Source organism: Methylobacterium isbiliense, from assembly GCF_022179325.1.
Taxonomy (GTDB): Bacteria; Pseudomonadota; Alphaproteobacteria; order Rhizobiales; family Beijerinckiaceae; genus Methylobacterium; species Methylobacterium isbiliense.
Window position 1 is genome coordinate 1 of sequence record NZ_BPQQ01000089.1, and the last position, 14,961, is coordinate 14,961.

The 14,961-nt window shown below is 65.4% G+C and carries 9 protein-coding genes and 1 pseudogene; 7 read left to right on the forward strand and 3 right to left on the reverse strand.

Going from position 1 to position 14,961, the window contains the following annotated elements; all coding sequences use genetic code 11:
• Nucleotides 1-361: 361 nt before the first annotated feature.
• The 4 genes and pseudogenes from MFF61_RS28910 (at nt 362) to MFF61_RS28925 (ending at nt 5,372) form a co-directional block, all read left to right on the forward strand.
• The gene (locus tag MFF61_RS28910; protein ID WP_238241140.1) at nt 362-1,012 is read left to right on the forward strand and encodes a TetR/AcrR family transcriptional regulator; all 651 of its coding nucleotides are present in this window, start codon (nt 362-364) and stop codon (nt 1,010-1,012) included.
• 207 nt (nt 1,013-1,219) lie between these two features.
• Entirely contained in the window at nt 1,220-2,449 is a 1,230-nt protein-coding gene (locus MFF61_RS28915; protein ID WP_238241141.1) for a DUF3095 domain-containing protein, read from the forward strand.
• A gap of 202 nt (nt 2,450-2,651) precedes the next feature.
• A pseudogene (gene tnpC, locus MFF61_RS28920) lies at nt 2,652-3,662 on the forward strand (IS66 family transposase); the annotation flags it as partial.
• On the forward strand, nt 3,657-5,372 hold the full coding sequence (locus tag MFF61_RS28925) for an ISL3 family transposase (RefSeq protein ID WP_353960073.1): 1,716 nt from the start codon (nt 3,657-3,659) through the stop codon (nt 5,370-5,372). The pseudogene tnpC and the gene MFF61_RS28925, both read left to right, overlap by 6 nt.
• Before the next feature lie 38 nt (nt 5,373-5,410).
• On the opposite strand, the gene MFF61_RS28930 is transcribed toward MFF61_RS28925, so the two are convergent.
• Entirely contained in the window at nt 5,411-5,551 is a 141-nt protein-coding gene (locus MFF61_RS28930) for a transposase (RefSeq protein ID WP_238241142.1), read from the reverse strand.
• A gap of 735 nt (nt 5,552-6,286) precedes the next feature.
• Here MFF61_RS28930 and MFF61_RS28935 point away from each other — a divergent pair.
• On the forward strand, nt 6,287-7,942 hold the full coding sequence (locus MFF61_RS28935) for a porin (protein ID WP_238241143.1): 1,656 nt from the start codon (nt 6,287-6,289) through the stop codon (nt 7,940-7,942).
• An 83-nt stretch (nt 7,943-8,025) separates the two neighbouring features.
• Here the strand turns inward: MFF61_RS28935 and MFF61_RS28940 are convergent, their stop codons facing one another.
• The gene (locus tag MFF61_RS28940; protein ID WP_238241144.1) at nt 8,026-8,523 is read right to left on the reverse strand and encodes an arsenate reductase ArsC; all 498 of its coding nucleotides are present in this window, start codon (nt 8,521-8,523) and stop codon (nt 8,026-8,028) included.
• 616 nt (nt 8,524-9,139) lie between these two features.
• Between MFF61_RS28940 and MFF61_RS28945 the strand changes: the two genes are divergently transcribed.
• A complete protein-coding gene (locus tag MFF61_RS28945) occupies nt 9,140-11,647 on the forward strand; it encodes a putative bifunctional diguanylate cyclase/phosphodiesterase (protein WP_238241145.1) in 2,508 nt (835 codons plus the stop codon).
• A 207-nt stretch (nt 11,648-11,854) separates the two neighbouring features.
• Here MFF61_RS28945 and MFF61_RS28950 read toward each other — a convergent pair whose 3' ends face one another.
• Entirely contained in the window at nt 11,855-13,534 is a 1,680-nt protein-coding gene (locus MFF61_RS28950; RefSeq protein WP_238241146.1) for a methyl-accepting chemotaxis protein, read from the reverse strand.
• A 318-nt stretch (nt 13,535-13,852) separates the two neighbouring features.
• Between MFF61_RS28950 and MFF61_RS28955 the strand changes: the two genes are divergently transcribed.
• Nucleotides 13,853-14,116, forward strand: a complete 264-nt coding sequence (locus MFF61_RS28955) for a hypothetical protein (protein WP_238241147.1) — start codon at nt 13,853-13,855, stop codon at nt 14,114-14,116.
• Nucleotides 14,117-14,961: the final 845 nt, after the last annotated feature.

The window sequence follows — 14,961 nt, forward strand, 5'->3', positions numbered from 1 at the left end:
GGAGCCGTAGAGCGCCACACGTACAATTTGATCCCCGTACCGATGGACGGGGTTGGCGGCGATTGCTGCCTGCGCAGGGCGCGGATTGTTGATGGTGGTTGACATCGTGTGCCTCCGCATCCTGTAGGCTGCCCGATCGGGCAGTGCAGCTGACCGCTACAGATCTGTATCGACAATCGCGTGAGATGGTTCCTTCGTCAACGCCCCGCCAGGCGTCTTGCACCCAAATGGACGTTGAATGGAGCAGCCTCCTGCTTCGAATTGGCCTGAACGAAAGGCGCTCCAGCTGATTGCCAATCAGAAGAAATTTCACCATATCGAGACGGAAAGGTAGCGAGGAAATCAGATGCGTGGGCCTCAAATGCGCGACCATATCCTCGACACGGCCATTCGCCTGTTCAACCTGCACGGTTACCAAGCGACCGGGGTTGACCAACTTGTCGCTGAGACGGGTGTGGCGAAGACCACGCTGTATCGACATTTCGCGAGCAAAGAGGATCTCATCATCGCGGCGTTGCTTCGATGCGATGAGAGGGATCGTGATGCCATGCGGGCCTTTGTCGAAGGACGTGCACGCGATCCCGTTCGCCGCCTGCTCGCCACCTTCGACTTCTTGGAGCTTTGGTTTGCGAGCGAGACGTTCCATGGCTGCCCCTTCATGAATGCGGCGGGCGAACATGGCGCGTCGGAGAGTCAGGTGCTTGGAACTGCCGCTCTGCACAAGCGTCTGGTGCTGGCCTACCTCGAAGAGCTTTGTCATGCGGCTAGCTTGTCGGATCCGAAGCGGGTTGCCGCTGAAATAAACTTGCTGCACGAAGGAGCGACGGCCGTCGCGCAGGTAACTCGCAAGTCCGATCCGGCAGTCCGCGCGAAGTCAATGGCAACTCGGCTGCTGGTTGAAGAGTCACGGCACCTTCAGAGGAATAAGAATGGCCCCGCGGATAATTCAGCTCAGAAACTGGCGTTGGATGAACGTCGGGCTCGTACAGAAACTCACTCGTCCGGCGCATGAGAAAAGGCACATTGCTTGAAAGAGCAGCCTCAGACTCACGATCCATGCCGATTACAGGGGATCTGACGAAACAATACCTTCTCCGGCGGGCATATCGCAAAATACTACCGTGCCCATTCCTCAAAGCATTGTCATTAGCTCACGTTGAGGCGCAAAATCTAATTGCCATACAACTCCCCGATCCTGAAAAGAGAGAGGGTCAGTCTAATGGTTGATATAGTTCCCAATTATTCAGGCTATGGCGATCCATATGGGAGATTTAATTATAAGGACATCGAGCCGATCACTGATTTTCGAGATGTAACCGACGAAACTGTATTTCGAGCGGTTCCTGATGATTGGTTTATCATCCTGACTGATATTGTTGACTCGACATCTGCGATCGCGGCAGGACAGTACAAGGCTGTTAATTTTGCAGGTGCAGCGGTTATCGCTGCAGTGTTCAATGCGCTCGGCAACCATGACGTGCCATTCGTGTTTGCTGGCGACGGAGCGAGCCTGCTGGTCGGGCCGCGGGAGGCGAAGGTTGCATGCGCGGCCGCAGCCGCGGCAGCAGCGTGGACTAAGGCTGAATTGAACCTTGATATGCGCGTGGCCGTCGTGCCTGTGGCAGCGGTCCGAGAAGCCGGCCTCGACCTACAAGTTGCACGCTACGCTCCTTCGCCGGACGTCTCTTTCGCCATGGTGACAGGCGGCGGGCTCTCCTTCGCCGAGCGGGCATTGAAGCAGGGGCGTTACGCTGTACAGCCGGCGCGGGGTGCGCGGCCAGACCTCACGGGATTGTCGTGCCGCTTTTCGCCTGCCCGGGCTCGGTACGGGCTTATCCTGACGTTGATCGTAGTCGGGGCACCGGAGGCAAATCCCGCGGCCGCGCGTGCGGTCATCGCCGGCGTGTTGCGCATTGTCGCCGCCGCGCCCGACATGGGCCGTCCCCTGCCGGAGGACGGCCCGCCTCTTCGTTGGCCGCCGGACGGCTTCGGCTACGAGGTTCGTGCGACCAAACAGCCATGGAGCCTGCGAGGAGCAGCTCACGCGTTGCGCGCCCTGGGTTTTCACCTCCTAGTCCGCTTGCGCATCCCGGTTGGGAGTTTCTCGCCGAGCCGCCACCTCCATGAGGTCGTAGCCAACGCTGATTTCCAGAAGTACGATGACGGTCTACGCATGACGCTTGATTGTAGCGCGGCGGTTGCTGATGCGATTGAGTTGTGCTTGCAAAGCGCCGAGACAACGGGGATTGTGCACTATGGCGTGCACCGGCAGGAGGCGGCACTCACGACCTGCATTACGCCCGCGCCAAGTGCGCGCGACCACGTCCACTTCGTGGACGGTGACGGAGGCGGCTATGCACGTGCAGCGCAGATGCTGAAGACCAAAATTGGCTCGCGACTCACAGATATACCTGAGGGTCCCTCGGACCGTGGTCCGGCCGAAGAGTGAGCCTTGTCGACGCTTTGGAGTTGCCCCTGCTGGTGGTCCAAGGCCTATACAAGTTCTCGGGCTGTGACAGCTTGGTTGGCGAAGGCTCAAGAGTAATTACCCAGGGGTGCGGCCGGCATTGGCGTGACGCCGGTGGGGCGCTGGGGGCGGGGCGCTCGGGGGGCCTCTTGCCGAGAGCTGATTTCGCTGGTTCCCTCGTGAGATGGGCCGCAGCGATCTTGAGCGTTTGAGCAAGGAGGAGCTGATCGAGCTGGTGCTGCGCCTGCAGCGCCCGGAGAAGACCTCGCGCACCTCCTCCAAGCCACCCTCCACCGACCGCAAGGAGCGGCGCGAGCAGGCCAAGCCCGGCGGCACCAAACCCGGTCACGAGGGGCACAGCCGAACACTCAGCGCTGATCCGGACGAGGTCGTCGCGCATCGCCCGGGTCAGTGCCCCTGCTGCGGGGGCGCCCTGGCGGCGGACCTCCCGGCCGAGATCGTCAGCCTGTCCGAGCAGATCGAGCTGCCGGAGGTTGCGCCGCTCGTCACCCAGCATCAGCGGCTCGCCATGCGCTGCCCGTCCTGCGGAACGCGGGTCGTGGCCGCGGTACCGGAGGCTGCACGCGCCGCGCCGTTCGGCCCGCGCCTGCACGCGGTGGCGACCTACCTGAAGACCTTCCAGGCCCTCTCCTACGAGCGGCTGCAGGCCGCGCTGGCCGACCTGTCCGGGCTCACGCTCAGCCAGGGCGGGCTGATGAACCTGCTCCGTCGAGCGCAGAAGCACTTCCGCGCTGGTCGCGAGGCGGCGGTCTCGGCCCTGCACCGGGCCGCGGTGGTCGCTTCGGACGAGACCGGGGTGCGCATCGAGGGCAGCACCTCGTACCATTGGGTATTCCGCTCGGACACGGCGGTCGTTCATCACGCCGCCCCGACGCGCGCCGCCGCGGTGGTGCACGCGATGATGGACGGACACCGGCCGTCCGTGTGGATCTCGGACCACTACACCACCCAGCAGGGGCACGGCGAGCGTCACCAGACCTGCCTGGCGCATCTGGCGCGCGACGTCGCCTACGCGGTCGAGGTGAGCGACGACCCCGTGCCGTTGCGCCTGCAGCTCTGGCTCGGGTCCGTGTTCAGCCTGGCCGAGCGCGTCAGCGATCTGGCCGCCGCGACGCTCGCGGCCAAACGCCGGGCGCTGGAGCGGCGGCTGTCCGCCATCCTGTCCGCCCTGTCAACGCCGGGTGCATCGTGGTTCTTCCGCACTTCATGTGGCGCAGGGGCGGTCGCTGGTGGGTGCGTCATATCTCCGGGGCTCACCTCGGAGAGCGCTATGCCTCGCCGCCTTCTGCCCCTCGTGCCGCCCCAGCTTAGCGTGGTCGGCATCGAACCCACACCCGATCACCTCGTGATCCATGTTAGGTTGCGCCCAAGGCCGACCTGCTGCCCTGGCTGTCGAGGACTCGACTGCCGTCCGCATGGCTCCTACCACCGCACCTCCGCTGATCTGCCCTGGCAGGGCCGGTCGGTCTCCCTGCGCCTCAGAGTGCGCCGCTTCCGCTGCACCAACCCGGCCTGCCCACGGCGTACCTTCAGCGAGCAGGGTGGGGACATCGTCCAGCCGCACGCCCGCCGCTCGGTACGCCTACACGACCTCCAGCGCCACCTCGGTCTCGCTCTCGGCGGCGAGCCGGCAGCCCGGCTGGCGCAGCGTCTGGCCATGCCCGTGAGCGGCGACACGCTCCTGCGCCTCGTCCGGGCCGGAGCGTTGCCGACCCATCCCGAACCGCGCGTGGTCGGTGTCGATGAGTGGGCGTGGCGGCGCGGCCGCAGCTACGGCACCGTGTTCGTCGACCTGGAGCGGCACACGGTTCTCGATCTTCTGCCCGACCGCGCCACCGAGAGCGTCGCGGCTTGGCTGCATGGGCATCCCGACATTGCCGTTGTCGCTCGTGACCGCGCCGAGGTGTTCGCCGAGGGCACGCGAGTCGGCGCCCCGCAGGCCCGCCAGGTCCTGGATCGCTTCCACCTGCTGCGCAATCTCAGCGCTGCCCTGCGGGCGATCGCGGTCGATCATCACGCCGCTATTCGCGCCGCCGGTCGCGCGCTCCTCGATCAGGAGGTCGAGGCGGCGCGGACCAGAAGCAGGGCTGCGCGCACGCCGACGGCGAGCGAGATCAGGAAGCGGGCGACACATGCGCCACGTCAGGCGCGACACGCCGAGCTCAAGCGCTTGGCCGAGGGCGGCGCCTCGGTCTCGGGCATGGCTCGGGCTCTCGGGCTCGACCGCAAGACAGTGCGCGTCTGGCTCGCCCGTGATGCACCGCCCTCCTGGCGCCGTCGCCGCGTCGTGCCGACGATCCTCGATCCGTACCGGGCCGACTTGGAAGCGCGCTGGCAGGCCGGCTGCCACAACGCGGCCGAACTCGCCCGCGCGCTGATTCGCGCCGGTGCGGACGTGCGCCCGCGTGTGGTGCGGGATTGGGCGATGAAGCGCCGCCGCGAGGCGATGGACGTGCTGGATGCCGTCCCGGGCTCGCCGAGCACGCCGCGATGGCGGCCTCCGTCGGCTGAGCGGACGGCGCGGCTCCTGCAGGCGGACCCGAGCACTCTGGGCGAGATAGATCGACGCTTCGTCGAGGGGCTGCGCGCCGAGGCGCCGGCCCTGGTTGAGAGCGCTGTGCTGGCCATCCGCTTCGCCGACCTCGTGCGACGGCGCTCGTGCGAGAGCGTCGAGGCGTGGCTGGCGGCCGCGTCGGCGACGCCACTGGCGAGTTCTGCCGCCGGGCTGCAGCACGACGTGGAGGCGCTGCGTGGCACGACCACGACACCCTGGTCGACGGGCCCGGTCGAGGGGCAGATCGGACGTCTGAAGCTGCTCAAGCGCATGATGTTTGGCCGCGCTGGCTTCGCGCTTCTTCGGCAACGTGTCCTTGCTCGGTTCTGACTGCCCCCGCGCCACACGATGTGCGGAAGAACCATCATTCACCCGGCGTCGACACGGGCGATCTGCGAGGCCGAGGTCCCCGGCTCGAGCGACAGGGCGACCAGCCGCTCCTTCTCGGCCTGTGGCCAGCGCCGGCGGCGCTCGACCGCGGTGATCACCTCCACTCGCGACGGGGTCATAGGGCTGCTCCTAGGATTACGCCTAGGACGTCACGTCATCCCGCTTCCAAGCAAGGCGGCCCTCGCCGGACGATTACCTTACGAGTGGAACACAATCCGAAGATACGAGTGCCGGGCGCGCATGACCGCCGAGGCAGTTTCAGTCCAACCAAGCACCCACAGAGCATGATCTCGGTCAGGAGCGCCGCGGCTTAGGTGCGCGAGGTAATCAAGATGAGCACGCCGCCGTTCTTCCTGCTCTGCGATGTGTACGCTGAGCGTCAGAATGTCCTCTGTCTGTGAAGTGGGTACAGCCTGCCCTTGCTCTCTCCCACATTGCAGGGAGATGTCGCGGCAATGAGGTAGCACTTCTCTGATCTCATAAGCATTCGACCATACGACTCAGAATGCTCGTCAATTTATAATAGTTCATACGGAATTTCACCACAGAGTGCAATCGACTAGCGCTCTGAAATACCTCTGCGGTCAGATGCACAACAACAATTTAGTTAGCTAAAAGTTTTAGAGGTAATATGTCACTCAGATGACAGGTGTTAGCCTTTGTTATGCCTCAAGAAGTGCGCTGGATATTTCTTATTGCAGCGCGGCAACAGTGGGCGGAATACGCTTGCTCGCCGGAAGTCTGCGCCGACATCCCGCTTGCAACGGTCGCGCTTCTGGTCTGAAAGGGCGCTCGCACCCCCGATGATGCCATCGGCGCCATTCCGACATCACCGTTTCCAGTGCGAGGACGTCATGGCCCATGCAAAGCAGTTCTGGCTGGCTTCGGTTGCCGGCCTGACCACCGTTGTCACGGCCCAAGCCGCCGACCTGCCGGTCAAGAAGGCAGCGCCCGTTGAATACGTCCGGATCTGCTCGGCCTACGGCGCGGGCTTCTTCTACATCCCCGGCACGGACACCTGCCTGCGCGTCGGCGGCCGCGCCCGCTTCGAGGCCGGATACGCCCAGAACTACGGGCGCTCGGGCGCCAACGGCGACCTCTCGCAGTTCCGCGGCCTCGGCCGCCTCAACCTCGATGCCCGCACGCAGACCGCCTACGGCACCCTGCGCGCCTTCGTGCGCTTCGAGATCGCCAGCCGCACCGGCGCGTTCCTGACCTCGGGCACGCAGCAGCGCATCGCCAACGCCTTCCCGGCGCTCGGAGTCGACACGTTCGGCCGCGCTCAGCAGTACGTGAACGTCGACAAGGCCTTCGTTCAGTTCGCCGGCCTCACCGCCGGCCGCGCCTCCTCGTTCTTCGACTTCTACGCCCACGACTTCGAGATCATCAGTGCCACGGCCGGCTCAGATATTCAGTCGACCAATCTCATTGCCTACACGGCCACCCTGGGCGAAGGCTTCGCGGCGACGCTCTCGCTCGAAGACCCGATCTTCCGCAAGACACCGCTCTACGGCAACGCCGCGACAGCCGGCAACCTCGCCAGTCAGTTCAACGTCTTCACCGGCAACGTCAATGTCTCGCCGGTGATCGGCACGGACGCGGCCGGCAACCCGGTGGGGCTGGCCTTCCTCGACGTCGTTCAGCGCTCGCGCCTGCCCGACTTCGTCGGCACGCTGCGCTACGACGCGGCCTGGGGCGCGGCTCAGATCTCGGCGGCGGTGCACGAGATCAACACCGGCAACGCCTCCTTCGCCATCAGCGGCTTCAACGCCTCGGTGAACCCCGCGGTGCAGCGGCCCGCAGGCACCACCTTCGCGCCGCGCGCGCAGACCGAGTACGGCTGGGCGGTGCAGGGCGGCGTGAAGATCAACCTGCCGTTCATCGCCAAGGGCGACACGCTCTACCTCCAGGGCGCCTACGGCGAGGGCGCGCAGAGCTACACCGGCTACTCGTTCTACACCGGCCAGTATGCGTCCTCGATTGCGGCGGGCAACATCCAGGGCTCGCCCTTCCCGCAGTTCTTCTCGGACGCCGTGGTCAACCCGGCCACCGGCCGGCTGGAGCTGTCGACGAGCTGGACGGTCCTGGCCTCCTACCTGCACTACTGGACGCCCGACTGGCGCTCGGCGGTGTTCGGCAGCTACGGCGAGATCGCCTTTCCGCAGGGCGCCCGCACGGCGCTCGGCTTGGTCAACTTCAACGGGATCGGCAATCCGGTCACCGCGCCGGCCGCCTTCGCGTTCAGCAACCAGCTGCGCGACACCAACCAGTTCGTGGTGGGCGGCAACGTGATCTGGTCGCCGGTCAAGGACCTCGATATCGGCCTGGAGGCCCTCTACACCCGCGTCTCGCTCAACAACGGGCGCACCGTCGACCAGAACCGCAACCCGGGCCAGACGGTCGCCAACGTGGTGAACGGCGTGCCGGTGAACGCCGCCGGCGCGCCCGTGGCGACCACCAGCTTCGCCGACGCCGTGCAGGTGCGCATGCGCGTCCAGCGCGACTTCTGAAGTGCTCCGGCCGCCGACCCACCGCGCTGCATCGCCGGGTGCGCTGGCGGTCATAGTACCGTCCAGTGCTCAACCAGAGAGGATCAGCTGCGTTGACCGATCTCGCGTAGCTGCGATGTGAGCGCCACTTGATCGAGGCTTGCGATCGGAAGAGCCACGAGGGCCGTGATGCGGTTCTTGATATAGCGCTGTGCAGTGATGAAGGCGGCTTTCTGCTCGAGGTCAGATCCTGTCATGGCCTTAGGATCCTCGATGCTCCAGTGCGCCGCAATCGGTTGACCGGGCCACTCGGGAACAGGCTCGCCGCGCATGGAGTCACACAGCGTGAACACGAAGTCCATTGACGGGGCACCAGGCCCGATAAACTCGTGTTTATTTTTTGGGCGCAATCCTTCGATAGGATAATCTGCCTCGCGAAGCACCTGGAGAGCGAGTGTATCTACTTTGGGCTCTGGGTGATTTCCCGCCGAGAACGCTTGAAAGCGACCTCGTCCTTCTTTCCTGAGGATCGCTTCCGCTAAAATCGAGCGAGCCGAATTGCGAGCAGAGAGGAAGAGTACATTGTAAACACGATCCGTCATCGCATCCTCCTCAACGGCTACTCGTTTGCTACGCGCACCTCATTCAGTACGTGAAATCGTGATGTATCCTGATGGCCGGCCTGCCTCTCGGACGTGCACGATCAGGCGGCCGGCATGCATACGGCTCCCGCTGTGCGCTCCGACCTACTTCATCGCACCCTCGTCGATCTTGTCCAGTCTACTTCCGTGATCCGTGCTTTTCTAGCCATCGTTCGGCGGTTGGCTCAGCCTTGAGCGATGCGATTGAGCGACATCGCGTGATCATCTCGTATAATCAAAACCTCAAAGTCAGTACGCAAGACCCCCGGCCGAATGGCTCGGCACATTACTGATTTGCACCTTGAAGCAAAGAATTCCACCGTGAGGTGCTGGCGTGGGCACCAGCGGCAGATCATCCTACCGCAACCCGTCGCAGTGAGCGATCGGGAGCCACACGTCCGGCGGAAGCTGCGCGGCCCTGCGCTCCCGCCTCGCGTCCAATCGGGCGCGGCATTGCTTCACAATCATGGTGTTCGGTCATCAACCTGCCATAAACCCGATTTCTCTGTGCGGTGAAACATTGTTTACGCCCAAGCCGTAGAGCAAACTTCGTCGGAAACACGTCCGAGCCGAGGTTATGCCGTCGATTGTCAGCCCGTCCGCGGGCCTGAGCGCCCTTCTACGCACCTGGAGCGCTGGGCAGCGCGACCCCGAGGGCCTGCCCTCGTACGAGGACGTGGTCCTCGGCAGTCTCGGCCGCGATGCGGATGGTGCCGCTCTCGTCACGCTCCACCCGGGTGGAAAATATGCGCTCGCCTGGAGCGGCGAGCGCTTCGCCGCCTGGCTGGGCCAGGAGGCTGAGGTTCTCAGCATCGACGCCCTGCCACCAGGTGATGTACGGGCGCTCACCCAGGCTTGCGCCGAAGCCGTGATCACGCGCCGGCCTGTGAGCGCACGGCGCAACCTCGTCCGTACCGGCGTCGTCGAGACCAGCGAGTTCGTCGCCTACCCGTTGCGCAATCGCGCTGGAGAGACGCTCGTCCTCCTGCACACGAGCGGTGAGATCGTCGCGGTCAGCTTGGTCGACGCCGTCTTCAGCGCGACGAAGCAAGGCATGCTCGCCCTCTCCGCCGTCCGCGCCGAGGACGACGCGGTGGTCGATTTCGAGATCGTCGCCCTCAACGAGGCGGCGGCCTCACTGATGGCCAAGCCGGCCGGCGCCCTGCTCTGGCACCGGCTCGGCGCACTTGTTCCAGACCTGGAGGCAACGGACGCACCGGCCCAGCTGCGCGAGGTCCTGCGCACCGGCGAGCGGCGCGCCTTCGAGATGGCCTACCGCAGCCGCATCACCGACCGCGACTTGTTCCTGCGTGTCGAGGCCGGCGCCGTCGGCGACCTCCTCGCCGTCACGCTCACCGACATCGGTCCCATCCGCCAGCGCGAGGCCTCGTACCGACTGCTGTTCGAGAGCAACCCGATGCCGATGTGGCTGCACGATCGGGAGACGCATCGCATCCTCGCCGTGAACGAGGCCGCGGTGAGCCACTACGGCTTTCCGCAGGACGAGTTCCTGGCCATGACGCTCTTCGAGCTCACCGCGCAGGAGGACGAGGCCGCGCTGCGCCAGGGCGTGCAGCTCGATTGCGAGAGGCTGTGGCGGCACAGGACGGCGAGCGGTGCCCTGATCGAGGTGTCCACCTACGCCTGCGCCGTGACCTACGCCGATCGCCCGGCGGTGCTGGTCGCGGCGCTGGACGTGACCGAGCGGCGGCGCGCGGAGGCGCGCATCGCTTACCTCGCCCACCACGACGCGCTCACAGATCTGCCCAACCGCGTCCTCTTCACCGACCGGCTCGCCCAGGCCCTGCGGCACGTGGCGAGCGGCCGTCTCAGGCGCGCGGACGAGGGTGAGCCGCCTGGCTTGGCGGTGCTCTGCATCGACCTCGACGGCTTCAAGTTCGTCAACGACACGCTCGGGCACGGGGGCGGTGATGCACTCCTGGTCGCGGTGGGCGAGCGTCTGCGCGGCTGCGTGCGCACGGCGGACGACTGCGTGGCGCGCCTGGGCGGTGACGAGTTCGCCATGCTGCGGCCCGATCTGCGCGCGCCGGAGGCCGCCGCCCTGGCGCAGTGGGTCGTCGAGATCCTGTCCGCGCCCTACAGCATCCAGGGCCAGGAGGTGGTGATCGGGGCGAGCGTCGGAGTGGCACTCGCGCCGAGCGACGCGGACACGCCGGAGCTTCTCCTGCGCAACGCCGACATGGCGCTCTACCGCGCCAAGGCGGACGGCAAGCGCACCTGCCGCTTCTTCGAGGTCGGGATGGACGCGCGCCTGCGGGCTCGGCGGCAGCTCGAGCAGGACCTGCGCGTCGCCTTCCAGGACGGTCGGCTCGAGCTGCACTACCAGCCCGTGCTCGACGCCGTCACGGGCCGCGTGAAGGGCTGCGAGGCGCTGCTGCGCTGGAGGCATCCCGCCCGAGGCGCGGTGTCGCCGGCCGAGTTCGTGCCGCTCGCCGAGGAGATCGGGCTCATCGGCCCGATCGGTGAGTGGGCCCTGCGCCAAGCCTGCGCGGAGGCGGTGCACTGGCCGCCGGAGGTTCGCGTCGCCGTGAACCTCTCGCCGGCGCAGTTCCGCACTCAGCACGACGTCGTCGGGAGCGTCTCCGCGGCGCTGGTGCGGTCCGGCCTCGCTCCGACGCGGCTGGAGCTGGAGATCACCGAGACGGTGTTGCTGGCTGACAACGAGGGCAATCTGGCGACCCTGCACCGGCTGCGCGCACTCGGGGTGCGCATCGCCATGGACGATTTCGGGACGGGCTACTCGTCGCTGAGCTACCTGCGCTCGTTCCCGTTCGACAAGATCAAGATCGACCGCAGCTTCGTGCGCGACCTCGGCTCGGATCCGCAGTCGTTGGCGATCGTGGAGGCCGTGACGCGGCTCGCGTCACGGCTCGGCATCCGCACGACGGCGGAGGGCGTCGAGACGGAGCATCAGGCGGCGCTGCTGCGGGCCGAAGGATGCGACGAACTCCAGGGCTTCCTCTTCAGCCCGGCCCTGCCCAGCGCCGCCGTTCGGGAGTTCATCCGGGGTCGGCGCGAGCGCCGCGGGATGTATGCTGCGGACGCGAGCGTTGCCGCAGAATGACTCGCGACCGGGGGACGTCGATGCGTGAGCCGCTCCTCTATGCGGGCGCAGCCGAACGACAGGCGCGAAGTGCCCGAGCAGAGCCGGCGCCGCCTCACGGATGAGACCAGCCAGGGCGAAAACCATCGAGAGGATCGAAGCGCCACCTTCCTGGGAACGCCGCGAGACCGTACCGGTGACAACCCTCTCGATCGCGTCTGCCGTGCATCACGCGGCCTGCACGCGCTGAAGGAAGGCGGACACCGTCGTTTGCAGAGCGTGAGTGTAGCGCGAGACATCCGCCGCCGTCCCGCGCACCAGCGCGGCCTGCGCTTGGTTCGACGTCGCCGCCCTCTGCACGTTGCCGATGCTGAGAGTCACGGCATGGGCCTGGGCTGCCGCCCCGGTGATCGCCTGGGCGATCTCCTGGCTCGCGAGCATCTGCTGATCCGCCGCGCCCGCGACCTCGCCTGCGATCTCGCTCACCCGGGCGATCGTCTGCCCGATGCTGTCGATCGCCGCAGCCGTGTTGTGGGCCGCGACCTGGATGGCGTCGACCTGCAGGGTGATCCGATCGGTCGCCGTGGCGGTCTGGCCGGCGAGCTCCTTCACCTCCGCCGCGACCACCGCGAAGCCACGCCCCGCCGCCCCGGCCCGGGCCGCCTCGATCGTCGCGTTGAGGGCGAGCAGGTTGGTCTGCTCGGCGATCGTGCGGATGAGCGTCACCACCACACCGATCTCGCCGGCCGCTCGTGTCAAGCCTGCCACGGTGGTTCCGAGGCTTTGGGCTTCCGCGCGAGCGGTCCCGGCGATGTCGCTCGTCCGGTGCACGCGCGCGCCGATCACGTGCGCCGAGACCGACAGCTCCTCGGCCGCGCTGGCGATCGTGCTCACCATGCTCGTCGAGCGATCCGAGGCCGACACGACCGCGCAGGCCTGCTCCGTGGTCTCGCCGGCCGCCGCCGTCAGCACGTCGGCGGTCGCCTGCATCTCCGAGGCCGATCGCGCGAGGGCCACGACCACCTCCTGCGTCTCGCGCTGGAACACGTCGGTTGCGTCGGCCAGTCGCTCCGCCCGCACGAGGTCCAGGGTGGCTCGCTCCCGCGTGGAGGCGTCCAGCGACCGCTTGTCGATGAGGGCGATCCGAAAAGCCGCGATCGCCCTGGCCATGTCGCCGACCTCGTCGCGGCGCGCAGCGAAGGGAACCACGACGTCCAGGCTCTGCTCCGCGAGGACCTTCATCACCGCACTCAGGCGCGATAGCGGGCGCTGGATCTGAGTGACGACGATCCACAGCGCGGCCAGGAGGGCGACGGCGATCGAGCAGAGGGGCGCTGTGATCAACGCGATCGTCGCCTGCCGGCGGGCTTGTGCCGCACTGTCGCGCCCTTGGGCGAGATGAGCAAGGGTTTGCTGCCCCAGGCGGGTGATCTCGGCCAGCATCCGCTGCCGGTTCTTGACGGTGGCCTCGTCGGTGGCCTGGATCAGGGCGGCCTTGGGCGAGATGGTCAGGCCGAGTTCGGCGGTGTCGGTCTGATAGGCGACGAACTCCGTGATCGCGAGGTCGAGCTTGCGTTTGTCGTCGGGCGAGAGTTCGGTCTCCATGGCGGTGAGGAACCGCGTGCGCGCCTTCTCCACCTCGACGAGGGCATCCTGGAGGGCGGTGAAGCGCCCTTTGGCTTGGCCGGTATCATCCGCGGTGAACACGGCGGTCGCCTCGACAACCGCGTGCTCGATGGCGTGGGCCAGGGTGCGGGCCTGGAGGGCGGCACTCCAAACCGCCTCCATGGCCTCGGAGCGGGATCGCTCCTGCTCGGCCTGGAGGAGCGCGAAGGCTGAGATACCGGCGGCGACGCAGCTCAGCAAGAGGAGGACCGCGGCGAGCTTCCGACCGAGAGTGGGACGCATTTGGGCTACCCAGATTTAACAATTGTCATTGGCGATTTCGTGTACCTGCCGTTGATTGCCCCGACATTAACGCAGCGACACTGATGGCAGATATAAGCCAGCTAAGGATATTCGCTTGCGGCAATCCCGTTATAACCTCCGCGCAAGTCATAGATTTCGCATTTGAGATCGCTGTTGAGCCCGCAGTCGCGAACAAATACCGGCATTTTGATTTTCTAATGCATTTACTAGGCCTTCGCCCTCATTGGCAACTTGGATGCCTTTCACCAAGCAGCAGTGCACCCGACGAACCATGCACGACGGAGGGAGTAGCCATCCATGAAGTCCCATCTCGATCTGCATTTGGAACGCTGTAGGATGCCGCGGGGCGGCCTGCAGGCCGCCGAGTTCGAGGCTCAGGGCCTTGGATTTCTTCAGGCAATCGGACGTTCGGTGTCCTACGTCGATCGAACATCAGGCGTTGCTCTCCTGAGTTTCTCCTATCCCAGTGAACAAGACGCCAAAATGCAGATGAAGTTCTTCAGAGAGGCATATCGGGAGGTAGAGGAGCGCCGCTCCTCATTCAAAGCTGTGGCGTCCTGACCAACCCTGAGCAATGATTGTTTGCCGGACCACTGTGATCGGCTGGATGGCACGAGGGTGACGGGCAGGGGACCGTCCTGCCAATCTGCAGTAACTGCTCCGCTTAGAAGTGCAGGAGGCCTGTCGAACGGTTTTTCTTTGCAAGCCTGGCACCTGTCGGGCCGCCTTGCAGTGGCAAGCTTGGCGCGCCTGGCTTGAAGAGAGACGTTTCATGCCTCGTGGCACGACAAGGTTCCCGCGCTGCAACACGAAGCCGCACAACGTACTGCAGCGCTTGCATATTGCGCTGCAGCATGACAGTGTGAGAGTGCGGGATCGTGGTAGGGTCGCGGTCCCGCTGCCCTTCATGGGCGTTTCCTCCCAAGACTTTCGGCCGCTCCTCCGAGCGGCCTTTTCTTTACTCAGTGCGAGTACTGGGCAACGATTTTTCCGGAGACGATCGAAGCTTAAAGATGAATTGGCCGAGCCTTCTGAATTCGGCTCAATGTTAATCTCTCGCACGCGTGATCAGGAAAACCTCTTTTTGGAGCCTCGACGCGCTGCCGCGATGGAATTTTGTCGATGATCAATCGTCGCGATCAGAAAGCGATGAAAGGGTGTGCCACGTTGGCGCGTATGTAGGCCATTGTACCTGTGAAGCACTCTTTCGAGAGCCAAGACACGATCGGTTGGACGGTTGTAGGCCGCCTCGAGCTCGGTCAGGGCGTCCGACACAATTGCCGTGACCCCTGAGTCCGAGACGGCTGAGGCGTGATCAAGCTTGCGCAGGCAATAAATCATCGGGTCTCTCATGGGCTTTCCCCTTGACCGGCGTGGCGGCTCTCAGACCCCGTTTCATAACGGGG

Excerpts from the sequence above, each read along its gene's own strand:
- MFF61_RS28910 (WP_238241140.1), top strand. The coding sequence starts at position 362 with ATGCGCGACCATATCCTCGACACGGCCATTCGCCTGTTCAACCTGCAC.
- MFF61_RS28915 (WP_238241141.1), top strand. The coding sequence starts at position 1,220 with ATGGTTGATATAGTTCCCAATTATTCAGGCTATGGCGATCCATATGGG.
- MFF61_RS28930 (WP_238241142.1), bottom strand. The coding sequence starts at position 5,551 with ATGACCCCGTCGCGAGTGGAGGTGATCACCGCGGTCGAGCGCCGCCGG.
- MFF61_RS28935 (WP_238241143.1), top strand. The coding sequence starts at position 6,287 with ATGGCCCATGCAAAGCAGTTCTGGCTGGCTTCGGTTGCCGGCCTGACC.
- MFF61_RS28940 (WP_238241144.1), bottom strand. The coding sequence starts at position 8,523 with ATGACGGATCGTGTTTACAATGTACTCTTCCTCTCTGCTCGCAATTCG.
- MFF61_RS28945 (WP_238241145.1), top strand. The coding sequence starts at position 9,140 with ATGCCGTCGATTGTCAGCCCGTCCGCGGGCCTGAGCGCCCTTCTACGC.
- MFF61_RS28950 (WP_238241146.1), bottom strand. The coding sequence starts at position 13,534 with ATGCGTCCCACTCTCGGTCGGAAGCTCGCCGCGGTCCTCCTCTTGCTG.
- MFF61_RS28955 (WP_238241147.1), top strand. The coding sequence starts at position 13,853 with ATGAAGTCCCATCTCGATCTGCATTTGGAACGCTGTAGGATGCCGCGG.